The organism is Klenkia soli, assembly GCF_900103975.1.
Classification (GTDB): Bacteria; Actinomycetota; Actinomycetes; order Mycobacteriales; family Geodermatophilaceae; genus Klenkia; species Klenkia soli.
In genome coordinates, this window is sequence record NZ_FNIR01000006.1 from 1 (window position 1) to 21456 (window position 21456).

Genomic DNA, 21456 nt, shown 5'->3' on the forward strand with positions numbered 1-21456 from the left:
TGGGCAACGAGGGCATGCCCCGCCGCTACGCCGACTACCTGCCCACGGACGGGTTCACCACGCTGAACACGATCTCCACCATCGGGTCCTTCATCCTCGGGGCCTCCACCATCCCGTTCCTGTACAACGTGGTGAAGTCCTGGAAGTACGGGCAGCTCGCCCTGCGCGATGACCCCTGGGGCCACGGCAACTCCCTGGAATGGGCCACCTCCAGCCCCCCGCCGCGGCACAACTTCATCGAGATCCCCCGCATCCGCTCCGAACGCCCCGCCTTCGAGCTGCACTACCCCCACCTGCGCGACCGCCTCGAAGCCGAAGCCCACGCCGGCAAGAAGCACGGCCCCTACGCCAGCGAGATCCTCGACGGCACCGGCAAGCGTCAGGGCGCGACCGACCCCGACCCGTTCTGATCCGGGCAGCACCCCAGCACCGCACGACGACGCCCCGCAGGCCACCGGCCCGCGGGGCGTCGTCGTGCCCGGGGTGTGTGCGGGACCGCACCGCGGCGTCGGGCACCATGTCCGCCGTGACCGGCCCCGTGCAGGACGCCCCCGTGACCGATGTCCCGCACGCCGGGGCCCTGCTGACGATCACCGGGGCCGACCGGCCGGGTGTGACCGCCCGGCTGTTCGCCGCCCTCGCCGAGCTGCCCGCCCTGGAGGTGGCCGACGTCGAGCAGGTGGTGGTGCACGGCCAGCTGGTGCTCGGCGTCGTGGTCCACGAGCACGGCAGCACCGACGACGACGTCCTGGTCGCGCGGCTGGCACCGCTGGCCGCGCAGGTCGGCGCGGCCACCGGGGTGCACGTCGAGGTGGAGCCGGCGGCCGGGGCCAGCGGACTGGCCGCCGACGGCGTGCGCCGGCACCACGTGATCGTGCTGGGCCGGCCGGTCCCGCCGGACGCCGTCGGCGGCGCCGCCCGGGCGATCGCCGACGTCGGCGGCAACATCGACGCCATCCGCCGGTTGTCCGACTACCCGGTGACCAGCTTCGAGCTCACGGTGTCCGGCGCCGAGGCCGCCGCGCTGCGGGCCGCCCTGGGCGCGGTCGCCGCGGCCACCGGCGCGGACATCGCCGTCGAGCAGGTCGGGCTGGCCCGGCGCAGCAAGCGGCTGATCGTGCTGGACGTCGACTCGACGCTGGTCCGCGGCGAGGTCATCGACGAGCTGGCGGCCCGGGCCGGTCGGGCGGCCGAGGTCGCCCGCATCACCGCCGCGGCGATGAACGGCGAGCTGGACTTCGAGCAGTCGTTGCGGGCCCGGGTGGCGGCCCTGGCGGGGCTCCCGGTCGGGGTGCTCGACGAGGTGCGCGAGCACCTGGTCCTCACCCCGGGTGCCCGCACGTTGATCCGCACGCTGCAGCGGCTCGGGTTCCGCTGCGGGATCGTCTCCGGCGGGTTCACGCAGATCACCGACCCGCTGGCGGCCTCGCTGGGGCTGGACTTCGCCGCGGCGAACACCCTGGAGGTCGCCGACGGCGTCCTCACCGGCGGCCTGGTCGGCGAGATCGTCGACCGCCCGGGCAAGGCCCGGGCGCTGGCCCGGTTCGCCGCGGAGCACGGCATCCCCCTGGACCAGACCGTGGCCGTCGGCGACGGCGCCAACGACCTGGACATGCTGACCACCGCCGGGCTGGGCATCGCGTTCAACGCCAAGCCCTTCGTGCGGGAGCAGGCGCACACCGCCCTGAACCAGCCCTACCTGGACGCCGTGCTGCAGGTGCTCGGGTTCACCCGCGACGAGGTCCTCGACGCCGGCTAGAAGTGCTGCGGTTCGCCCTCCAGGTGCACGCCTGCGGCGGCCAGCTGGTCGAGGGCGGTCCGGGTGGTCTGCTCGGCGACGCCGGCGGTGAGGGGGAGGAGGACGCGGGTGGTGAAACCGTTGTCCACGGCGTCGAGGGCGGTGGCGCGGACGCAGTGGTCGGTGGCGATGCCCACGACGTCGACCTCGTCGACGTCGTGCCGGCGGAGCCAGTCGGCCAGGCCGACGCCATCGGACGAACCCTCGAAGCCCGAGTAGGCGGCGGCGTGCTCGCCCTTGTCGAAGACCGCCCGCAGGGTGCCGCGGTCGAGGTCGGGGTGCAGCTCCACGCCGGAGGTGCCGACGACGCAGTGCCGCGGCCAGGTGTCGGTGAAGTCCGGGGTGTCGGAGAAGTGGTCGCCGGGGTCGACGTGGTGGTCGCGGGTGGCGACGACGTGCGCGTACTCGCCGCGCTCGAGCCCCTGCCCGGCGTGGGCGGTGATGGCCCGGGCCACCGCGGCGCCGCCGGCCACGGCCAGGCTGCCGCCCTCGCAGAAGTCGTTCTGCACGTCCACCACGATCAGCGCCTTGGTCACGCGTCGACCGTATCGATCGCCGGCTCGCCCCGGGACAGCGACCACGCCTCGGGCGGCATCGTCGTCCGCACCTGCTCGTGGTGGTCGCGGGCGGCGCGCAGCCAGGCCACCGGGTCGAGGTCGGCGACGGGTCGGCCGGCCCGGACGAGGGGGACCAGCAGGTCGCGGTCGCCGTCCAGGCGGGCGACGTCGCCGGGCACGACCACCTCGGCGGTGGCGGTGCCGGCGGCGTCGTGCCGCCGGACGGCGGACTTGCGGCCGCCCACCGACCGCTTGCCCTCGGCGGTCTTGGCCACCGGGACGCCGTCCCGCTCGACCAGCTTGTAGACCATGCCGGCGGTGGGGGAGCCCGAGCCGGTGACCAGGGAGGTGCCCACCCCGTAGCCGTCGACGGGGGCGGCGGCCAGGGCGGCGATGGCGTGCTCGTCGAGGTCGCTGGTGACCGTGACCCGGGTGCGGTGGGCGCCGAGGGAGTCCAGCAGCTCCCGGGCCTGCACCGCCAGCGAGCCCAGGTCACCGGAGTCCAGCCGGACCGCGCCCAGCTCGGGGCCGGCCACCTCGATCGCCGTGCGGATGCCCTGCAGCGTGTCGTAGGTGTCCACGAGCAGCGTCGTCCCGGTGCCCAGGGTGTCGACCTGGGCGCGGAAGGCGGCGGCCTCGTCGTCGTGCAGCAGGGTGAAGGCGTGCGCGCTGGTGCCCGCCGTGGGCACGCCGTAGCGGGCGCCGGCGGCCAGGTTGGAGGTCGAGCCGAACCCGACCAACCACGCCGCCCGCGCCGCGGCGACCGCGGCCTCCTCGTGGGTGCGGCGGGACCCCATCTCGATGCAGGGTCGACCCCCGGCGGCGCCGATCATCCGGGTGGCGGCCGAGGCGATCGCGCTGTCGTGGTTGAGGACCGACAGCACCAGCGTCTCCAGCAGCACCGCCTGGCCGAACGGTGCGCGCACGGTGAGCACGGGGGAGCCGGGGAAGTAGAACTCGCCCTCGGCGTAGCCGTCGACGTCCCCGGTGAACTCGACGTCGGCCAGCCAGGCCAGCAGGGTCGGGTCGGTGATGCCCTGGGCCCGCACGGCGGCCAGGTCGTCGTCCCCGAACCGGAAGTCGGCCAGCGCCTCCAGCAGCCGGCCCGTGCCGGCGAGCACGCCGTACCGCCGGCCGTGGGGGAGCCGGCGGGCGAACACCTCGAACACGCAGTCCCGGTCGGCGGTGCCGTCGGCGAGCGCGGCGGCCACCATGGTCAGCTCGTACCGGTCGGTCAGCAACACCGGGCTGGAGGACATGGGAGGGGAGCCTAGAGTGGGCTGCGTGGCCGGACCGATGGCGCCCGAGCGGACGACCGAGACCACCACGGATGCCGAGCACGAGCTCGACCGCCCGTGGGTGACGGTGGTCTGGGACGACCCGGTCAACCTGATGACCTACGTGACCTTCGTGCTCCAGGACCTCTTCGGCTACGACGAGCAGAAGGCGACCACGCTCATGCTCCAGGTGCACCACGAGGGCAAGGCGGTCGTGAGCTCCGGCCCGCGCGAGAAGATGGAGCACGACACCAGCCGGCTGCACGCCTACGGCCTGTGGGCCACCTACCAGAAGGACTCATGAGGCCGTTCCGCCGGCAGGGCGACCACGTCGACGCCTGGCTGTCGCCCGCCGAGTGCCAGGTGCTCACGCTGCTGCTCGACCAGCTCGAGCAGGTGCTGGCCGACGACGCCCCCGGCGACACCGTCCGCGAGCGGCTGTTCCCGGCCGGCCACGCTTCCGACGCCGACATCGCCGCGGACTACCGCGACCTCACCGAGTCGTCGCTGCGCGAGGGCAAGACCGGCGACCTCGCGCTCGTCCGGGCCTCGGTGCCCGACGGCGGGGGCGTCCGGTTGGACGACGACCAGGCCCGCGCCTGGCTGCGCACGACCAACGACCTCCGGCTTGCCCTGGGCACCCGGATGGGCATCACGGCGCAGACCGGACCGCCCGACCCCGACGACCCGTCGCAGGAGATGTCGGTCTACCAGTGGCTCACCGCGGTGCAGGGCTCGCTCGTCGACGCGTTCGTGGCCGGCGGGGCCCGCCGGACGTGAGCACGACCAGGGCGGCGAGCAGCAGGTCCAGCACGAACGCCACGTAGACCAGGCTCGGCAGGTCGTGGAGGTCGCGGACCACGGCCCCGATCGTGGCGACCAGCACCAGGGCCGACAGCGCCAGGATCAGCAGCAGCCCCAGGGTGCGGCCGACGACCACGACCACGAACTCCGAGCGGCTGCCGCCGACCGTGCGCAGGCTGCGCGGACCGCGCCGGGTGAGCCGGCGACCGCCGACCACCAGAGCGGGCAGCGCCACCAGCGCGACGACGACGGCCATCAGGACCTGGATCACCACGAGCGCACCACGATCCGGGACCGTACCGTCTGCGCGACCCCGGCCCCGGCCACCGTGTGCCGAGGAGGGGTGTGCGGGCCGTAGACTGCCCGGCGTGCTGCGCATCGACCGGGCGTCCTACGACGCGATCGTCGCGCACGCCCGGCGTGACCACCCGGACGAGGCCTGCGGCGTCGTGGCCGGTCCCGAGGGCAGCGACCGCCCCGAGCGGTTCATCCCGATGCTGAACGCTGCGCGGTCGCCCACGTTCTACGAGTTCGACAGCGGTGACCTGCTGCGGCTGTACCGCGAGATGGACGACCGGGACGAGGTCCCCGTGGTCGTCTACCACTCCCACACCGCCACCGAGGCCCACCCCTCGCGCACCGACATCAGCTACGCGTCCGAGCCGTTCGCGCACTACGTGCTGGTCTCCACCCGCGAGCACGGCGACCAGACCGGGCTGGTCGGCGACGTCGTCGAGTTCCGCAGCTTCCGGATCGTCGACGGCGTCGTCACCGAGGAGGACGTCGACGTCGTCGAGTCCTACCTGTTCGGGCACTCGCCCACCACCGTCGTCTACGACTGAACCGGAATGCCGGTCACGCGCTGACCGTTCGCTCCCGTAGAGACCACCCTCGCTGCCTGCTGCGCGAGGTGACCCCACCCCACGAAAGGCACCACCATGGCCATCGAGGTCCGGATCCCCACCATCCTGCGCACCCACACCGGCGGCAACAAGGTCGTCACCGGCTCGGGCGAGACGCTGTCGGCGCTGGTCGACGACATCGACGGCCAGCACCCCGGCATCAAGGGCCGCCTGGTCACCGACGAGGGCAAGCTGCACCGCTTCGTCAACGTCTACGTCAACGACGAGGACGTCCGCTTCACCGGCGCCCTGGACACCGCCCTCAAGGACGGCGACTCCGTCACCATCCTGCCCGCGGTCGCCGGCGGCTGACCCGATGGCCCGGTTCGCCTCCCTCGTCGACTCCCTCGGCGGCACGCCCCTGGTGGGGCTGCCGTCACTGTCCCCGACGGCCGACGTCCGGCTCTGGGCCAAGCTCGAGGACCACAACCCGACCGGTTCGATCAAGGACCGTGCGGCGATCGCGATGATCGAGGCCGCCGAGAAGGAGGGCCGGCTGCAGGCCGGGTCGACCATCCTCGAGCCGACCAGCGGCAACACCGGCATCTCGCTGGCCATGGTCGCCCGGCAGCGCGGGTACCGGCTGATCTGCGTCATGCCCGAGAACACCTCGGTCGAGCGGCGCCAGCTGCTGGAGATGTACGGCGCGCGGATCATCAGCTCGCCCGCCGCCGGCGGCAGCAACCAGGCGGTGGCGCAGGCCAAGGAGCTGGCCGCGGCCAACCCCGACTGGGTGATGCTCTACCAGTACGGCAACCCGGCCAACGCCGAGGCGCACTACACCGGCACCGGGCCCGAGATCGTCGCCGACCTGCCCTCCATCACGCACTTCGTGGCTGGCCTGGGCACCACCGGCACGCTCATGGGCGTGGGTCGGTACCTGCGCGAGCACAAGCCCGGCGTCCAGGTGATCGCCGCCGAGCCGCGCTACGGCGAGCTGGTCTACGGGCTGCGCAACATCGACGAGGGGTTCATCCCCGAGCTCTACGACCCGGCCATGCTCGACGGCCGGTTCTCCGTCGGCCCGGACGACGCCGTGCACCGCACCCGCCAGCTCGTCGAGCGCGAGGGCATCTTCGCCGGCATCTCGACCGGCGCGATCCTGCACGCCGCGCTGGGCATCGCCGACAAGGAGGTGGCCGCCGGGCGCAGGGCCGACATCTGCTTCATCGTCTGCGACGGCGGCTGGAAGTACCTGTCCACCGGCGCCTACGCGGGCACCCTCGACGAGGCCACCGCCGCCCTGGAGGGCCAGCTGTGGGCGTGACTGCCGAGCTTGATCCTGACCTGCACGTCCCGGCCCGGGGGCTGCTGTTCGACAACGACGGGGTGCTGGTCGACTCGCTGGCCGCCGTCGAGAGCGCGTGGACCCGCTGGGCCCACGCGCACGACCTCGAGCCCCACCAGGCGCTCTCGATCGTGCACGGTCGCCGCGCCGTCGACACCGTGGCGCTGCTGCTCCCCGAGGGGCAGCGGGCCGCCGGTGCGCAGCTCATCGAGGACTTCGAGATCGAGGACGCCGACGTCGTGGCCGCGATGGCCGGCGTCCCCGCGCTGCTGGCGTCGCTGCCGCCGGGGTCGTGGGCCGTCGTCACCTCCGGCACCCGCACCCTGGCCACCGCCCGGCTGCGGGCCGCCGGCATCCCCGTGCCCGAGGTCTTCGTCACCGCCGACGACGTCGCGGCCGGCAAGCCCGACCCGGCCGGCTACCTGGCCGCGGCCGCAGGTCTGGGCCTGGACCCGGCGCACGCCCTGGTCCTCGAGGACAGCCCGAGCGGGATCGCGGCGGGGCTGGCCGCCGGCAGCCCCGTGCTCGGCATCGGCGAGGAGGCCCTGGACAGCGCCGCACCGGTCGTCGTCCGCGACCTGGCCGGGGTCCGCTGGGCCGGTGACGGCCTGCTGCTGCCCGCGGCCACCGTGCTGCGCGGGCCCACGGGGCACTAGCCTTCCCCCCGATGGGGACCGCACCGAGCGCCGACGCGCCCCTCGGGGTGTTCGACTCCGGGGTGGGCGGGTTGACCGTCGTCCGGGCGATCCTCGACCAGCTGCCGCACGAGGCGGTCCGGTACGTCGGGGACACCCGCAACGGGCCCTACGGACCGCTGCCCATCGCCGAGGTCCGCCGGCACTCCCTGGCCGTCATGGACGACCTGGTCGAGGCCGGCGTGAAGATGCTGGTGGTGGCCTGCAACTCGGCCAGCGCGGCCTGCCTGCGCGACGCCCGCGAGCGGTACGACGTCCCGGTGGTGGAGGTCGTGCTGCCGGCGGTCCGGCGCGCGACCGCCGCCACCCGCAGCGGCCGGGTCGGGGTCATCGGCACGACCGCCACGGTCACCTCCGGGGCCTACGCCGACGCATTCGCCGCCGCCCCGCACATCACGGTGACCAGCGCCGCCTGCCCGAGCTTCGTGGACTTCGTCGAGCGCGGGGTCACCAGCGGCCGTCAGCTGCTGGGGCTGGCGCAGTCCTACCTCGAGCCGCTGCTGGCCGCCGACGTCGACACCGTCGTGCTGGGCTGCACCCACTACCCGCTGCTGACCGGCGTGCTGTCGCTGGTGCTCGGCCCGGAGGTGACGCTGGTGTCCAGCGCCGAGGAGACCGCCCAGGACGTCTACCGGGTGCTCACCGGTGCCGACCTGCTCCGGCCCGACGACGCGCTGCCCCCGCGGCACGCCTTCCTGGCCACGGGCGACCCCGAGCCCTTCGCCCGGCTGGGCCGGCGGTTCCTCGGCCCGGTGGTCGACACCGTGGTGGCGGCATGAGGCTCACCGTCGTCGGCTGCTCCGGCTCGGGTCCGGGGCCCGACTCGCCCGCCTCCTGCTACCTCGTCGAGCACGAGGGCCACCGGTTGGTGCTGGACCTGGGCAGCGGGGCGTTCGGCACGCTGCAGAAGGTGCTGCCCCCGGACGACGTGGACGCCGTCCTGCTGTCCCACCTGCACGCCGACCACTGCCTGGACGTCGCCCCGTTCGTGGTCTGGCGCCGGTACTCGGGGCTGACCACCCGCGGGCCGGTTCCGCTGTACGCACCGGTGGGCGCCGACCGGCGGCTGCGGCTGGCCTACGACCTGTCCGACGGGCCGATCGACGACGTCTTCGAGGTGTTCGGCATCGGCCCGGGGTCGTGGGAGCTCGGGCCCTTCCGGGTCGAGACGGCACGCACCGCGCACCCGGTCGAGTGCTACGCCTTCCGGCTCACCGCAGGCGGCCGGTCGCTGGTCTACACCGGCGACACCGGGGTCTGCCCGGCGGTCGTCGAGCTGGCCCGCGGCGCCGACCTGCTGCTGGCCGAGGCGGCGCACCCCGACGTCCCCGGCCTGCCGCCGGATCTCCACCTCACCGGCCGCGAGGCCGGGGAGCACGCCCGGGATGCCGGGGTGGGCCGGTTGCTGCTCACCCACGTGCCCTCCTGGGTGGACCCGCAGGCCCAGCTGGCCGACGCCCGTGCGGTCTTCCCGGCGACCGAGCTCGTCGGCCCGCTCGCGGTGTACGAGGTCTGATGGCGCCCGCCCGGGAGGAACGCGACGGCGTCACGTTCTCCTCGCTGGACGCCGAGGTCGGCGACGGGCTCGGGGTGACCAAGCGGGCACTGCTCGACCACTACGACGCGTTCGCCGACCGACTGGTGCCGCTGCTGGCAGGCCGGCCGCTGACCATGGTCCGCATCCGGCCCGGCGCCGCGGCGTTCGTGCAGCGGGACATCCCCAAGGGCGCGCCCGACTGGGTGCGCACGGTGGCCACGTGGTCCGACCGCACGCGGCGCGAGGTGCACCAGGTGCTGGCCGAGGACCGCCGAACCCTGCTGTGGCTGGCCAACCAGCGGGCGGTCGAGCTGCACGTGCCGTTCTCGCCGGTGGTCGACGGCGCCTTCGCCGAGCCCACCGGGCTGGTCCTCGACCTCGACCCGCCCGAGGACGGCGACTTCGCGGCGGTGGTGGCGGTGGCCCGGTTGGCCCGCCGGGCGCTGGCCGACGCGGGGCTGGCCGCGGCGGTGAAGACCACCGGGTCCAGCGGGCTGCACCTCGTCGTCCCGGTGCACGGGTCCTCCCACGAGGACGTCGCCGCGGCCACCCGGGCGCTGGCCTCCCGGACCGCGGCCCTGGACCCTGCGCTGGCGACCGTGGAGTACGTGGTGGCCGAGCGCGGCGAGCGGGTGTTCGTGGACTCCACCCGATCGGGTCGCGGCACGATCGCCGTCGCCTACTCACCCCGTGCCCGACCCGGCCTGCCGATCTCGGCGCCGGTCGGCTGGGACGACCTCGACGGGGCCACCCCACGCGGGCTCACCGTCACCGATGCCGCCGACCGGATCTCCGGCGACCCGTGGGCGGATGCGCTGCCGGAGCCGCAGACGCTGCCGGCCGACCTGGTCGCCGAGGGCCACACCATCCCGGTCGCCCGGGTCGCCGCGATGCACGAGGGCAAGCGCCGCAAGAAGGCGGCCGAGGAGGGTCGGTGAGGCGGCTGCCCACGGCGGTGGCCGCTGCCCTGCTGGCCGTGCTGACCGCGGCGTTCCACCTCGCCGTCCTCGGGTGGGACACCGGGTACGACGTCGATGCGACGACCGGCCAGGTCTCGGGGCCCTACGCGGTCTGGCAGGTGGTGCTGGTGGGGGTGCTCCTCCTGCTGCTGGGGCTGGCCGCGTCGTGGCGGGGCCCGGCGTGGTTGGTCGCCGTCGTCCCGGTGGTGTTCACGGTGGCCTGGTCGGTGTCCGCCGCGACCGCGCCGGACGGCGACGGGCTGTGGCCGGTGGGTGCCGTGCTGGTGGCGGTCGGCACCGGTGTCGGCGCGTGGGTGTGCCGGCGCCTGGTCGGGGCGCTCCGGCGCTGACCGGCCCGAGAACGCCTTCGCGGTGCTGGAGCGCTGAGCAGGCTTGACCGTGCGCAGGCGGCCGGTGACCGAACATGACCTGCTCAGCGGCCTGTTCACGGGCCCGGAAATGTCGTACCCCTCTGGTGGAGTGAGCCCATGACGGTGACGGCGGAGCGGTTCTGGGTGGAGATCACCCCGCGCCGTGCCGCGTCCCGCGCGGAGGGTCCGACGGTGCTGCCGCGGCTGACCGGCCTGGCCGTCGCGGCAGGTCTGGAGGGTGCCGAGCTGGACGCCGAACTCGCGTCGGTGCACCGGCAGATGTCGGCGCTGGCGGCGTACCGGGCCGGTCTGGTGGAGCGCAAGGCCACCCAGGGGGCTCAGCACCCGTTGCCGTTCGCACCTGGTGCTCGCACCGACACCCGCCCGGACGCCGATGTCGATGACCCGTCGCTGCAGGCGGCGGATGACTTCCTGCCCGACGAGGTGGCCGTCCTGGTGAACATGTCGGTGGCCTCGGCCCGGTACCTCGTGGACGACGACCTGGCGCTTGTGCGGCAGTTCCCGGTGGTGTGGCATGCGTTGGCCGACGGCCGGATCGACGAGGCGCGGGCGAAGGTGGTCGTGAAGGCCCTGCGCTACCAGGCCGCCTCGTGGGGTGGGCCGGTCGACGACGCGGTGATCGACGCGATCGCCGCCCGCGGGGTGGAGTGGGCAGCGGCCGGGTGCCCACCCACCACGCTGAAGGAGCGGATCGACGCCGCGCTGATCGCGGCCGATCCCGAGGCTGCTGACCGGCGGAAGACGCTGCGCAAGCGGGAGGCCGGGGTGCGGGTGCAGGGAACCGGCGACGGGCTGGCCGATCTGCGGGCGACGAACCTGGAGGCCGCCGACGCCAAGCTGGTGAAGGCCCAGCTGGGTGCGTTCGTGCGGAAGCTGAAGGCCGACGGGGACACCCGCCCGTCCGGGGAGATCGAGACCGAGCTGGTCGTCACGTTGCTGACCCGGCCGTGGGAGCAGCTGAACCCCGCGATCGCACACCTGACGGTCAACGCCGACCTGGCCGACCTGCTGGTCCCCGACCTCAGCGGCCTCATCGCTCAAGCCCACGCAGAAGCCCGCAGCGCCGCCGCCGGGGCCGGGGACGACCCCGGAACCAAGACCGAAGCCGACACCGACGACAAGGCCGATGCCGAGGCCAAGCCCGAGGCCAGCGCCGATGCCCCGGCCGAGACCGCGGTCGAGGCTGCCGGGGATGTCTCAACCGAGGGCGCGACTGCCGCCGACACCTCCGAGCTCAGGCGCCCTGAGGCGTCATCAGCGAGGACCGGTCCGCCCGACGACGGGACCGGTCCGCCCGACGACGGGATCGGTCTGCCCGGCGACGGGACCGGTCTGCCCGCCGGCGGGTTGCTGGCTGCCGGGGGTGCGCAGGTCGGGCACGTGGGCGGGCTGCCGGTCACCCCGACCGCGGTCCGGTCCCTGCTCACCTGGATCGACGCGTTGGGGCTCACCCACCCCGACGGCGGCGGTGAGCTCGCCTTCACCATCACCGGCCGGGGCGGTCGGCTGCTGGCCGTGGCCACCCCCGAGGAACTGACCGCCGCGGCCGAGGCCGGCCGCGGGGTCGGGCCACCGCCGGCGGCAACCGGGTACACCCCGACCGCGGCGCAGTACCGGTACCTGCGCGCCCGTGACCGGGCGTGCCGGTTCCCCGGCTGCCGTCAGGTCGCCCGGGCCTGCGACGCCGACCACGTCGTCCCCTACGACCACCACAACCCCACCGCGGGCGGGCCCACCTGTGTCCGGAACCTGGCCATGCTGTGCCGGCGACACCACCGCCTGAAGACCCACTCCCCTGGCTGGCGGTTCGTCGTGGACGCCGACGGCACCCTGCGCGTCACCACCCCGGGCGGCACCACCCGCACGACCAGGCCACCGGCCATGGGCGAGGTCCTCGACCTCATCACCGAACCGGCACCGCTCCACGACCCCGCCGCCGACCCACCACCGTTCTGAGGATCGGCATGCGGGTCGCGGCGAGCAGACGGGCCGCGCCGGTCGACCGTGCGACGACCGGCGCGGCCCGGCGGGATCAGGCGTCGACCTCGCGGCGGTCCTCCGACCACATCGTGTGGAAGGAGCCCTCGGCGTCGACGCGCTTGTAGGAGTGCGAACCGAACCGGTCGCGCAGGCCCTGGATGAGCGCGGCGGGGGAGCGCTCGGCGCGCAGGCCGTCGTAGTAGGCCAGCGCGCTGGCGAAGCCCGGGGCCGGCACCCCGTGCCGGGCGGCGCCGGCCACGACCTGGCGCCAGCCCTCCTGGGCGTCGGCGACGGCGTCCCGGAAGTACTCGTTGGTCAGCAGGGTGGTGAGGTCGGGCTCGTCGGCGAAGACCTGCCGCACCCGGTCCAGGAAGGCGGCCCGGATGATGCAGCCGTCCCGCCAGATCGCGGCGAGCGCACCTCGGTCGACGTCCCAGCCGTGCTCCTCGGCGCCCTTCGCGATCTGGTCGAAGCCCTGCGAGTAGGCGACCACCTTCGCCGCGTACAGCGCCTGCCGCACGCTCTCGACGAACCCGTCGCGGTCGGCGACCTGGTCGTCCCAGTCGCGGCCCGGGCCCGGCAGCACCTTCTGCGCGGCGTGCCGCTGGTCCACGTGCCCGGACAGCGCGCGGGCGAAGACGGCCTCGGCGATCCCGGACACCGGGGTGCCCAGGTCCAGCGCCGACTGCACGGTCCAGCGGCCGGTGCCCTTCTGCTCGGCCTCGTCCAGCACGACGTCCACGAACGGCTGGCCGGTCTTCTCGTCGGTGTGCCGCAGCACCTCGGCGGTGATCTCGATCAGGTAGGACTGCAGGTCGCCCTCGTTCCAGGTGGCGAACACGTCCCCGATCTCGGCCGGCGTCATGCCCAGCCCCTGGCGCAGCAGGTCATAGGCCTCGGCGATGAGCTGCATGTCGGCGTACTCGATGCCGTTGTGCACCATCTTCACGAAGTGCCCGGCGCCGTCGGTGCCCACGTGCGTGCAGCACGGCTCGCCGTCCACGTGCGCGGAGATGTCCTCGAGCAGCGGACCGATGATCGCGTAGGCCTCGTCGGACCCACCGGGCATGATGCTGGGCCCCTCGAGCGCGCCCTCCTCGCCGCCGCTGATGCCGCAGCCGACGAAGTGGATGCCCCGCCCGGAGAGGGCCTCGGTGCGGCGGATCGTGTCCGTGAACCGGGCGTTGCCGCCGTCCACCAGGACGTCGCCCTCGGCCAGCAGCGGGGCGATCTCGTCGATCACCGCGTCGGTGGGGTCGCCGGCCGCCACCATGACGATGATCTTCCGGGGCTGCTCGAGGGCGTCGACCAGCTCCTGCGGCGAGCCGACGGGCACGAAGTCGCCCTCGTCGCCGTGCGCCTCCAGCAGCGCATCGGTCTTCGCCTGCGTGCGGTTGTGCACCACGACCTGGTGCCCGTGCCGGGCCAGGTTGCGGGCGAGGTTGGCTCCCATGGTCGCGAGGCCGGTGACCCCGATCTGTCCACTCATGGGACAGGTTGTGCCCTACCGGTCGTCGGGCTAACCGAGACCCAGGTCGCGCCGCAGCTTGGCCACGTGGCCGGTGGCCTTGACGTTGTAGGCCGCCCGCTCCACCTTGCCCTCGGCGTCGAGCACGAAGGTCGACCGGATGACCCCGACGACCTCCTTGCCGTACAGCTTCTTCGGCCCGAACGCCCCGTAGGCGCCCAGCACCGCCTTGTCCTGGTCGGAGACCAGGGTGATCGACAGCGACTCCTGCTCGCGGAAGCGGCCGAGCTTGTCCGGCGCGTCCGGCGAGATGCCGATGATGTCCAGCCCGGCCTCGGCGAACTCGCCGGCCGCGGCGGTGAAGTCGACCGCCTGGGTGGTGCACCCCGGGGTCAACGCCGCCGGGTAGCAGTAGACGACGACCCGGCGACCGCGGTACGAGCTCAGCGACACCGGGGTGCCGTCGGCGTCGGGCAGCGTGAAGTCCGGAGCCTGGTCACCGGGGGACAGGCGGGTCGCGGCGGCGCTCTCGGTCATGCGGGCATGGTGGCAGACCGGCCGACGGGACCCACGCGCGGTCAGCCCGGCAGGAAGCTGAACCGCACGTGCCGGGTCGGGTTGTCCCCGTTGGTGTCGACGAAGCAGATCCGCTGCCAGGTGCCCAGCGCCAGCCGGCCCTCGAGCACGGGGACGGTGGCGTGCGGCGGGACGAACGCCGGCAGCACGTGGTCCCGGCCGTGCCCGGGTGAGCCGTGCCGGTGCCGCCACCGACCGTCCGTGGGCAGCAGGACGTCCAGCTGCGCCAGGAGGTCGTCGTCGCTGCCGGCACCGGTCTCGATGATCGCGATGCCGGCGGTCGCGTGCGGCACGAACACCTGGAGCAGCCCGTCGCCCTCGGCGCGGACGAAGGCGGCGCACTCGTCGGTCAGGTCGACGACGACGGGCACCCCGCCGGTGCGCACCTGGCGCAGTTCCGATCGCATGGCCCCATCGTGCCCCGGCTACAGCGCGACGATCAGCTGCACCAGCCCGACCACCAGCCCGACGGTGCCCACGCCGAGCATCACGGCCTGCGGGACCAGGCTCTTGAACACCGACGCGATGCCGGCGAAGAACAGCGACAGCGCCAGGAACACGGTGGCGACGTCGAACTGCCCGCCCTGCTCGTCGGCGGCCCGGGCCGCGGCGAACACGCTCTCGGACTGCTCGGTGAGGTCGTTGCCCTGCGCGTACTCCTCCAGCGCGTAGGGCGACCCGGCGTCGGTGTCGAAGGGGTCGGTGACCTCGTCGCCGGTCTGGTCGTACCAGTCGATGGTGGTCTGCAGGTTCTCGCTCATGAACTGGTCGCGGAAGACGTCGGCGGTCTCGGTGTCCCCGGTGACCAGGTAGCCCGCGTAGGTGAGGAACAGCCCGCGGTCGTAGTTGAACTGGCCGTTGGCGTCGCCGTAGACGTCGGCCGCCTGGCTGGTGAGGTTGTTGGCCTCGCTGTAGCCGGCGATGGCGTCGCCGCCCAGGGAGCCGCTCTCGTAGGCGGCGAACGCGGTGGCGGTGGCCGCCAGGCCCAGGACGAGGGCGGCGCCGAGCTCGAGGAACCGGTGCTTGCGCTCCGCCGGGGTCTCGGCGGTCTCGGGCGGGGGTCACGTCGTCGGTCTGGTCGGCGTGCTGGGACATCGGTCGGTCGGCCTCGTTCTCGGCGCGGTGCGTCGGGCGGTCCGACGCGGGCGCGCGGACGGTAACCGGCTGGGTGGCCCGGGGGGCGCAGCCGGGCCATGGCTCGCGCACAGGGACGCCGCGGGGGACCGCTCCCGCCCCGGCCCACTACCCTCGTCCCACGTGACCCGCCCCGACGGCCGTGCGGCCGACCAGCTCCGTCCGGTGACCATCACCCGCAACTGGCTCGACCACGCCGAGGGGTCGGTGCTGGTCGAGTTCGGCCGCACCCGCGTGCTGTGCGCCGCCAGCGTCACCGAGGGCGTGCCGCGCTGGCGCCGGGGGTCGGGCCTGGGCTGGGTGACCGCCGAGTACGCGATGCTGCCGCGGGCCACCCACACCCGCAACGACCGCGAGTCGGTCAAGGGCAAGGTCGGCGGCCGCACGCACGAGATCAGCCGGCTCATCGGCCGCTCGCTGCGGGCGGCGATCGACCTCTCCGCGCTCGGCGAGAACTCTATCGCGCTGGACTGCGACGTGCTGCAGGCCGACGGCGGCACCCGCACCGCGGCCATCACCGGCGCCTACGTGGCCCTGGCCGACGCCGTCGCCCACCTGGGCGAGCGCGGCAAGCTCGCGAAGAAGGAGCCGCTGGTGCAGTCGGTGGCCGCGGTGAGCGTGGGGGTGATCGACGGCGAGCCCCGCCTGGACCTCGCCTACGAGGAGGACGTGCGGGCCGGCACCGACATGAACGTCGTCTGCACCGGGGACGGCGGGTTCGTCGAGGTGCAGGGGACGGCCGAGGGCGCGGTGTTCGACCGCGCGACGCTGGACCAGCTGCTCGACCTCGCCGTGGCCGGGTGCGCCGACCTGGCACGCGCCCAGGCGCAGGCGCTGGGCCGGTGACCCAGCTCCTGCTGGCCACCCGCAACGCCGGCAAGCTCGCCGAGCTGCAGCGGCTGCTGGCCACCGCGGTCCCCGGGGTCGAGGTGCTCGGGCTGCGCGACGTCCCCGAGTACCCGGAGGCGCCCGAGACCGGCGCGACCTTCGAGGAGAACGCGCTGCTCAAGGCGCGGGAAGCGGTGCGGTACACCGGCCTGCCCTCGGTCGCCGACGACTCCGGCATCGCCGTCGACGCCCTGAACGGCATGCCGGGGATCCTGTCCGCGCGCTGGTCGGGCCGGCACGGCGACGACCCCGCCAACACGGCCCTGCTGCTCGGCCAGCTCGCCGACGTGCCCGACGACCGCCGCGGGGCGGGGTTCGTCTGCGCCGCGGCGCTCGTGCTGCCCGACGGCACCGAGCGGGTGCTGCGCCGCGAGTGGCGCGGGGTCGTCGTCCACGAGCCGCGGGGGACCAACGGGTTCGGCTACGACCCGGTGTTCCTGCCCGACGGTCTCGACCGCACCTCGGCCGAGCTCGACGCGGCCGAGAAGGACGCGGTCAGCCACCGCGGCCAGGCCTTCGCCGCCCTCCTGCCCGTCGTGCAGGAGCTGCTGGGCGGTTAGCGGTTCTCGGTCCAGGTGACGAAGGCGATCGCGGCGGTGACGAACACCGGCGGGAAGGCCAGCACCAGGAACGCCGCGAACACGCGGTCGCTGCGCCAGCGCACCCGCAGCCGCGAAGGCAGCGACGCCCGCTGCTGCTGCACCAGGGGGACCTGCGCGACGGCACCCTCCTCGCGGGCGCTCAACGGGGTCGAGCGCACGGCCTGCCAGGCCTCGACCCGGGCCCACCCGGGGGCGAGCCCGCAGACCACGGCCGTGACCACGAGCACGAGCAGCACGGTCACGAGGTGACCGGGCTCGAGCACGACGACCCCGGCGGACGCGGCCCCGGCGGCGAAGCCGGCGATGGTGATCGCGCCGAGGGAGAAGACCAGCCCGAAGAGCACGGCCGCCGAGACGCTCATGCCCAGCCAGAGCAGGTGCAGGTCGGTGCGGGTGAGCAGGCCGGTCACCAGCTCGACGACCAGCACCGCGACGGTGACCAGCAGCACCGAGCTCATCGGGATCCGGATCGGGTCGCGGGGGCCCTCCGCCACCGGTCCCGGCCGGCCCGCATCGGCGGTCGGCAGGTCGTCGACGACGGCGTTCACCGGCCGGCCCCGTCCGTGGTGCCGTCGACGGCCCAGGACAGCAGGCCACGACCGACCGGTTCGCCGGCCGGGGGCAGGGCGGCGTGCCGCGGTCCGCGTGCGACCCGGGTGCCCAGGTCGCCGGCCGCGACGGCCGGCACCGTGGGCAGCACCCGCACGACCGTCATCCCGGGCACCGGGGGACGGGTGTGCACCGCCCGAGCCGGGGTGGCCTCGTCGACCGCGGCCGTCTCGGCGGCGTCCCTGGTCGGGAGGAGGTCCGGCAGCGGGCCTGTCCGGCGGACCGGGCGGTCGACCGGTGCGGGCACCGGGGGCAGCCGACGGACCGGGGGCCGGGTGGTCGGTCCGGGGTCGGTCGTCGGACCGGTCGGGGGCGGGACCACCGGCGGCACGGGCATCGCGGTGACCGGCGGCGCGACCACCCGGGGCACCGGGAGGGCAGCGGGGTGCACACCCGTCGGCGGGGCGACCCGGGGGACCGGACGAGGCGACACCCGCGTCGGGGCCAGCTCGGCGATCAGGTCGCGTTCGTCGAGCACCTCGAGCTCGGCCTGCAGCGCGGCGAGGTCGTCGAGGTCCAGGGGTGGCATCGGGTCCTCCGTGGGGTCGGGCTCGGGGGCGGGCAGCGGGTGGGGATCGGGCTGGTCGGACCGGACGGCGGCGCCGGCGAGCTCGGCCAGCGCCACGGCGGCGGGCACCCGCTGGTGGGTGGACGCGACCGGGGCGGGACCGGCCGGGGCGGCGGCGACGGCGGGGGAGGCCACGGCGGGGGAGGCCACGGCGGGGGAGGCCTCCGCCGGCCGGGTCAGCGCGGGGTCGTCGACCGGCTCGTCGTCCTGGGTGTGGCTGGTGAGCCCGTGCTGGGTCTTCTCCCAGTAGAAGGGCTTCGTGACCAGCTGCCAGGCCGCCTTGTAGGAGGCGATCGAGTGCAGCATCCAGTACAGCGGCGACAGCAGCGCGTACGCGACCAGGCCGTAGCTGCGCCGCTTGAAGCCGGCCAGCAGGCTGAGGTACACGATCAGGCCGTTGCCGATGAGCAGGTTGGCCAGGCTGACGTACTCCAGCCACGGCGGCAGCGCCGGGCTGAACTGGCGGGGGAAGGCCAGGTACAGGATGAACAGCACCCACAGGATCGGGGTCAGCAGGAACGTGGCCGGCGTGCCGCCGATGGTCAGCAGGAACCCGATCGTCTGCCGCAGGCCGATGGCCCGGACCAGCTTCAGCGGGTGCCGGCTGTGCACCAGGAACGTCTGCATGTAGCCCTTGATCCACCGGCTGCGCTGGCGGAGCCAGTTGCCGACGGCCATGTTGGCCTCTTCGTAGGTGGTCGAGTTGACCACCGCCACGCGGCCGCCGCGGGCCGAGGCGCGCACGCCCAGGTCGGCGTCCTCGGTGACGTTGAAGGGGTCCCACCCACCGAGCTCGCGCAGCATGTCGGCCCGGAAGTGGTTGCTGGTGCCGCCCAGGGGGATCGGCAGCCGCATCGCGTCGAGGCCGGGCAGCGTGTAGTCGAACCACGACGAGTACTCGAGGGTGAACATGCGGGTGAGCAGGTTCTCCTCGGCGTTGAAGTAGTTCAGCGCAGCCTGCACGCAGACCAGGTCCTGACCGCCCTTGGCGAACGCGACGACGGACTTCTTGAGCTGGTCGGGGTCGGGGCGGTCCTCGGCGTCGTAGATGACCACCAGGTCACCGCGGGCGAAGGACAGCCCGACGTTGCACGCACGCGGCTTGGTCTTCGGCATCGAGTGCGGCACGACCAGGATGCGCACGATGTCCGGCGGGGCGGCGGCGAGGGCGGCCTGCAGGGTCTCCGGGTCGTCCTCCTCCAGCAGGAGCAGGATCTCCAGCTTCTCGCGGGGGTAGTCCAGCGACGACAGGTTGCGCATCAGCAGGCCGACGATCCCGGCCTCCTTGTAGACCGGGACCAGGATCGTGTAGTGCGGCAGCTCGGCGTCGGTGAGCGCCGCGACCTCCTCGTCGGTGACCTGCTCGACGGTCTCCGAAGCGGTGCCCACGGTGCTGATCACCGCCTTCGCGCCGACCGCGAGGCCGATGGTGACGTTGATGATCCCGAGCAGGACGACGACCGTGGTGGGGAAGTCGAGCACCAGCCCGACGACCACGGCGACCGCGGCCACGACGGCGCTGGCCACCTGCGGCCAGGTGAAGACGGTGGAGGCGGACTCCTCGGGCCGGCGCTCGGCCAGCGAGGACACCGCCTCGTGCACGACCTCCTCGCGCCACACGGTGCGCAGGGCGCGCTGGACGTCCCAGTCGGTGGTGACCAGCTGGTGCACCCGGTGGATGCCGGTGCGCTCGCGGACCTCCTGCTCGATGTGCTCGTTGGGCCGGCCCGAGGACGCGACGACGACCTGCAGCTCGCCGTCGTCGGTGCGCTCGGTGCGCAGCGGGACCCACATCTCGCGGGCCAGCTGGGGGTAGGGGAAGAGCTGGGCGAGGTCGGGGTCGACCTCGACCGGGTCGACGAAGGCCATCTCGGTGCCCCACACGTCGGCGAGGGCGACGTAGAGCTGACGGCGGGTGATCCACTGCTTGGCCAGCAGCACCGAGCCCAGCGGCTCGCTGATCCGGCGGGCCTGGGCCAGGCCCTCGGTCAGCTGCTCGGGGGTGATGACGCCGGTCTCGAGGAGGACGTCACCCAGCCGTCGCTCGGCCACCGCGGGGCGTGCACCGACGGCGGTCGGGTCCGGATGTCGCCCGACCGGGCTCTGCTGCAGGCCACTGGTCACACGAGGGCCTTCGGCAGCGCCGGCACCTCACCCGAGCGGGGTCACCCGGGTGTCACCCGGGTGGGTGAACCGCCCCGGCCCGTGCGGGAGAGGGGAGTCGAACCCCTACGCCCGAAGGCACCAGGACCTAAACCTGGCGTGGCTGCCGTTACACCACTCCCGCGCACCGGGGAGTCTAGGAGCGGTGGGTCCGCGGGCGACGTGGCAGGCTGTCGGCGTGCCACGCAGCCCCGAGCAGATCCAGCAGGAGATCGACGCCGCCCGCGAGTCCCTGGCGGCCACCCTCGACCAGCTGGTCTTCCGGGGCAGCCCGGGCCGGCTGTCGGAGCAGGCGAAGGCCCGGGTGCAGCACTGGATCACCACACCGGCCGGTCAGGCGACGCTGGCGGCCGCCGGGTTGTTCGTCACGTTCGTCGTCGTCCAGAAGGTCCGGCACCGCCACCGCTAGACGCGCACACTGGGTCGGGTGATGCACCCGAAGCCCGACCCCGTCGGCCCCGGTCAGGAGTCCGTCTGGGACTACCCCCGCCCGCCCTCGGCCGACGTCACCCCGCGCAGCGTCGAGGTGGTGCTCGGCGGTCAGGTGGTCGCCCGCACCACGCGCGCGGCCCGCGTCTGCGAGACCAGCCACCCCCCGGTGTTCTACGTCCCCCGCGAGGACGTCGCCGAGGGCGTCCTGCAGCGCGCCGAGGGTGCCAGCTGGTGCGAGTGGAAGGGCGTGGCCACCTACTGGGACGCCGTCGTCGACGGCGTCCGGCACCCGGCGGTCGGCTGGTCCTACGAGAACCCCACCGAGGGCTACCGGCACCTGCGCGGCGCCGTGGCGTTCTACCCCTCCAAGCTCGACCGGGCCACGGTCGACGGCGAGGTGGTGCGCGCCCAGGCCGGCGACTTCTACGGCGGCTGGATCACCGACGAGGTCGTGGGCCCGTTCAAGGGCGAGGCCGGCACACGCGGGTGGTAACCCCTACCCCCTAGGGGTACCCTCGAGGGCATGGTCGGGTACGAGGGCAACAAGGAGCAGGTGCTCGCGCGGCTCAAGCGCGTCGAGGGCCAGGTGCGCGGCATCTCCCGCATGGTCGAGGAGGACGTGTACTGCATCGACGTCCTCACCCAGGTGTCCGCGGCGACCAAGGCGCTGCAGGCCGTCGCCCTGGGGCTGCTCGACGACCACCTGGGCCACTGCGTGCGGCACGCGGTCGCCAGCAGCGCCGACGACGACGGCGCGGCCGCCGACGCGAAGATCGCCGAGGCCTCGGCCGCCATCGCCCGGCTCGTCCGATCCTGAGGAGGACCCC

General features: G+C 74.1%; 26 protein-coding genes, 1 tRNA gene and 1 pseudogene. 18 read left to right on the top strand and 10 right to left on the bottom strand.

The features are described 5' to 3' along the window. Both BLS67_RS10220 and serB read left to right on the top strand, forming a co-directional pair. Positions 1 to 410, top strand: a pseudogene (locus BLS67_RS10220) (cytochrome ubiquinol oxidase subunit I); the annotation flags it as partial. A gap of 116 nt (positions 411 to 526) precedes the next feature. Beyond that, the gene (gene serB / locus BLS67_RS10225; RefSeq protein ID WP_242653970.1) at positions 527 to 1759 is read left to right on the top strand and encodes a phosphoserine phosphatase SerB; all 1233 of its coding nucleotides are present in this window, start codon (positions 527 to 529) and stop codon (positions 1757 to 1759) included. Here the strand turns inward: serB and BLS67_RS10230 are convergent. Further along, positions 1756 to 2334, bottom strand: a complete 579-nt coding sequence (locus BLS67_RS10230) for an isochorismatase family protein (RefSeq protein ID WP_091244275.1) — start codon at positions 2332 to 2334, stop codon at positions 1756 to 1758. The genes serB and BLS67_RS10230 overlap by 4 nt on opposite strands. Then, entirely contained in the window at positions 2331 to 3614 is a 1284-nt protein-coding gene (locus tag BLS67_RS10235; protein WP_091244276.1) for a nicotinate phosphoribosyltransferase, read from the bottom strand. Before BLS67_RS10235 ends, BLS67_RS10230 begins: the two co-directional genes overlap by 4 nt. Before the next feature lie 25 nt (positions 3615 to 3639). On the opposite strand from BLS67_RS10235, the gene clpS reads away from it, so the two are divergent. Then, a complete protein-coding gene (clpS, locus tag BLS67_RS10240) occupies positions 3640 to 3936 on the top strand; it encodes an ATP-dependent Clp protease adapter ClpS (protein WP_207500471.1) in 297 nt (98 codons plus the stop codon). Then, complete coding sequence (locus BLS67_RS10245; protein ID WP_091244281.1) at positions 3933 to 4412, top strand: DUF2017 family protein; 480 nt, start codon at positions 3933 to 3935, stop codon at positions 4410 to 4412. The genes clpS and BLS67_RS10245 overlap by 4 nt, the downstream gene beginning before the upstream one ends. Here the strand turns inward: BLS67_RS10245 and BLS67_RS10250 are convergent. After that, positions 4351 to 4710, bottom strand: a complete 360-nt coding sequence (locus tag BLS67_RS10250; RefSeq protein WP_091244283.1) for a hypothetical protein — start codon at positions 4708 to 4710, stop codon at positions 4351 to 4353. The genes BLS67_RS10245 and BLS67_RS10250 overlap by 62 nt on opposite strands. A gap of 94 nt (positions 4711 to 4804) precedes the next feature. On the opposite strand from BLS67_RS10250, the gene BLS67_RS10255 reads away from it, so the two are divergent. The 9 genes from BLS67_RS10255 (at position 4805) to BLS67_RS10295 (ending at position 12165) form a co-directional block, all read left to right on the top strand. Continuing rightward, positions 4805 to 5278 carry a M67 family metallopeptidase gene (locus BLS67_RS10255; RefSeq protein ID WP_091244286.1) on the top strand — a complete coding sequence of 158 codons (474 nt, stop codon included), beginning with the start codon at positions 4805 to 4807 and terminating at the stop codon, positions 5276 to 5278. 96 nt (positions 5279 to 5374) lie between these two features. Then, entirely contained in the window at positions 5375 to 5650 is a 276-nt protein-coding gene (locus BLS67_RS10260; RefSeq protein ID WP_091244289.1) for a MoaD/ThiS family protein, read from the top strand. A 4-nt stretch (positions 5651 to 5654) separates the two neighbouring features. Further along, entirely contained in the window at positions 5655 to 6605 is a 951-nt protein-coding gene (locus BLS67_RS10265) for a PLP-dependent cysteine synthase family protein (RefSeq protein WP_091244293.1), read from the top strand. Continuing rightward, positions 6602 to 7282, top strand: coding sequence for an HAD-IA family hydrolase (locus BLS67_RS10270; RefSeq protein WP_207500473.1), 681 nt, complete (start codon positions 6602 to 6604; stop codon positions 7280 to 7282). Before BLS67_RS10265 ends, BLS67_RS10270 begins: the two co-directional genes overlap by 4 nt. 11 nt (positions 7283 to 7293) lie before the next feature. After that, positions 7294 to 8100, top strand: a complete 807-nt coding sequence (murI, locus tag BLS67_RS10275; protein WP_091244296.1) for a glutamate racemase — start codon at positions 7294 to 7296, stop codon at positions 8098 to 8100. Then, positions 8097 to 8837 carry an MBL fold metallo-hydrolase gene (locus tag BLS67_RS10280; protein ID WP_091244300.1) on the top strand — a complete coding sequence of 247 codons (741 nt, stop codon included), beginning with the start codon at positions 8097 to 8099 and terminating at the stop codon, positions 8835 to 8837. Before murI ends, BLS67_RS10280 begins: the two co-directional genes overlap by 4 nt. Continuing rightward, positions 8837 to 9796, top strand: coding sequence for a DNA polymerase domain-containing protein (locus BLS67_RS10285; RefSeq protein WP_091244303.1), 960 nt, complete (start codon positions 8837 to 8839; stop codon positions 9794 to 9796). Before BLS67_RS10280 ends, BLS67_RS10285 begins: the two co-directional genes overlap by 1 nt. Further along, positions 9793 to 10167, top strand: a complete 375-nt coding sequence (locus BLS67_RS10290; RefSeq protein ID WP_091244306.1) for a hypothetical protein — start codon at positions 9793 to 9795, stop codon at positions 10165 to 10167. The genes BLS67_RS10285 and BLS67_RS10290 overlap by 4 nt, the downstream gene beginning before the upstream one ends. Positions 10168 to 10305: 138 nt before the next feature. After that, the gene (locus tag BLS67_RS10295) at positions 10306 to 12165 is read left to right on the top strand and encodes an HNH endonuclease signature motif containing protein (protein ID WP_091244309.1); all 1860 of its coding nucleotides are present in this window, start codon (positions 10306 to 10308) and stop codon (positions 12163 to 12165) included. Positions 12166 to 12241: 76 nt separating this feature from the next. On the opposite strand, the gene gndA is transcribed toward BLS67_RS10295, so the two are convergent. The 4 genes from gndA to BLS67_RS10315 are packed head-to-tail and all read right to left on the bottom strand — an operon-like array spanning position 12242 to position 14994. Then, a complete protein-coding gene (gene gndA, locus BLS67_RS10300) occupies positions 12242 to 13678 on the bottom strand; it encodes an NADP-dependent phosphogluconate dehydrogenase (RefSeq protein WP_091244312.1) in 1437 nt (478 codons plus the stop codon). Between the two features lie 30 nt (positions 13679 to 13708). Beyond that, positions 13709 to 14194, bottom strand: coding sequence for a thioredoxin-dependent thiol peroxidase (gene bcp / locus BLS67_RS10305; protein WP_091244314.1), 486 nt, complete (start codon positions 14192 to 14194; stop codon positions 13709 to 13711). Between the two features lie 41 nt (positions 14195 to 14235). Beyond that, positions 14236 to 14640 carry a YjbQ family protein gene (locus BLS67_RS10310; RefSeq protein WP_091244317.1) on the bottom strand — a complete coding sequence of 135 codons (405 nt, stop codon included), beginning with the start codon at positions 14638 to 14640 and terminating at the stop codon, positions 14236 to 14238. A gap of 18 nt (positions 14641 to 14658) precedes the next feature. Beyond that, positions 14659 to 14994, bottom strand: a complete 336-nt coding sequence (locus BLS67_RS10315) for a DUF4337 family protein (RefSeq protein WP_091244320.1) — start codon at positions 14992 to 14994, stop codon at positions 14659 to 14661. A 496-nt stretch (positions 14995 to 15490) separates the two neighbouring features. On the opposite strand from BLS67_RS10315, the gene rph reads away from it, so the two are divergent. Together rph and rdgB are read left to right on the top strand one after the other, a co-directional pair. Then, entirely contained in the window at positions 15491 to 16213 is a 723-nt protein-coding gene (gene rph, locus BLS67_RS10320; RefSeq protein ID WP_091244324.1) for a ribonuclease PH, read from the top strand. Further along, a complete protein-coding gene (gene rdgB, locus BLS67_RS10325; protein WP_091244327.1) occupies positions 16210 to 16815 on the top strand; it encodes an RdgB/HAM1 family non-canonical purine NTP pyrophosphatase in 606 nt (201 codons plus the stop codon). Before rph ends, rdgB begins: the two co-directional genes overlap by 4 nt. On the opposite strand, the gene BLS67_RS10330 is transcribed toward rdgB, so the two are convergent. The 3 genes from BLS67_RS10330 to BLS67_RS10340 all read right to left on the bottom strand — a co-directional run bounded on the left by BLS67_RS10330 (position 16812) and on the right by BLS67_RS10340 (position 20321). Further along, positions 16812 to 17405: a hypothetical protein gene (locus BLS67_RS10330; protein WP_091244330.1), complete on the bottom strand. Its 594-nt coding sequence runs from the start codon at positions 17403 to 17405 to the stop codon at positions 16812 to 16814. The two genes, rdgB and BLS67_RS10330, sit on opposite strands and share 4 nt — an antisense overlap. Next, positions 17402 to 20086 (bottom strand): glycosyltransferase, encoded by a 2685-nt coding sequence (locus BLS67_RS24725; RefSeq protein WP_091244333.1) that lies wholly within the window; start codon positions 20084 to 20086, stop codon positions 17402 to 17404. Before BLS67_RS24725 ends, BLS67_RS10330 begins: the two co-directional genes overlap by 4 nt. Before the next feature lie 154 nt (positions 20087 to 20240). Then, a tRNA-Leu gene (locus BLS67_RS10340) sits at positions 20241 to 20321 on the bottom strand. 54 nt (positions 20322 to 20375) lie between these two features. Here BLS67_RS10340 and BLS67_RS10345 point away from each other — a divergent pair. From BLS67_RS10345 to BLS67_RS10355, 3 genes are read left to right on the top strand one after another with little or no spacing between them, the layout of a single operon-like run. Further along, positions 20376 to 20606: a DUF3618 domain-containing protein gene (locus BLS67_RS10345; protein ID WP_091244337.1), complete on the top strand. Its 231-nt coding sequence runs from the start codon at positions 20376 to 20378 to the stop codon at positions 20604 to 20606. Between the two features lie 21 nt (positions 20607 to 20627). Then, a complete protein-coding gene (locus BLS67_RS10350; RefSeq protein ID WP_091244962.1) occupies positions 20628 to 21122 on the top strand; it encodes a DUF427 domain-containing protein in 495 nt (164 codons plus the stop codon). A gap of 30 nt (positions 21123 to 21152) precedes the next feature. After that, positions 21153 to 21446 carry a metal-sensitive transcriptional regulator gene (locus BLS67_RS10355; RefSeq protein ID WP_091244339.1) on the top strand — a complete coding sequence of 98 codons (294 nt, stop codon included), beginning with the start codon at positions 21153 to 21155 and terminating at the stop codon, positions 21444 to 21446. Positions 21447 to 21456 lie beyond the last annotated feature (10 nt).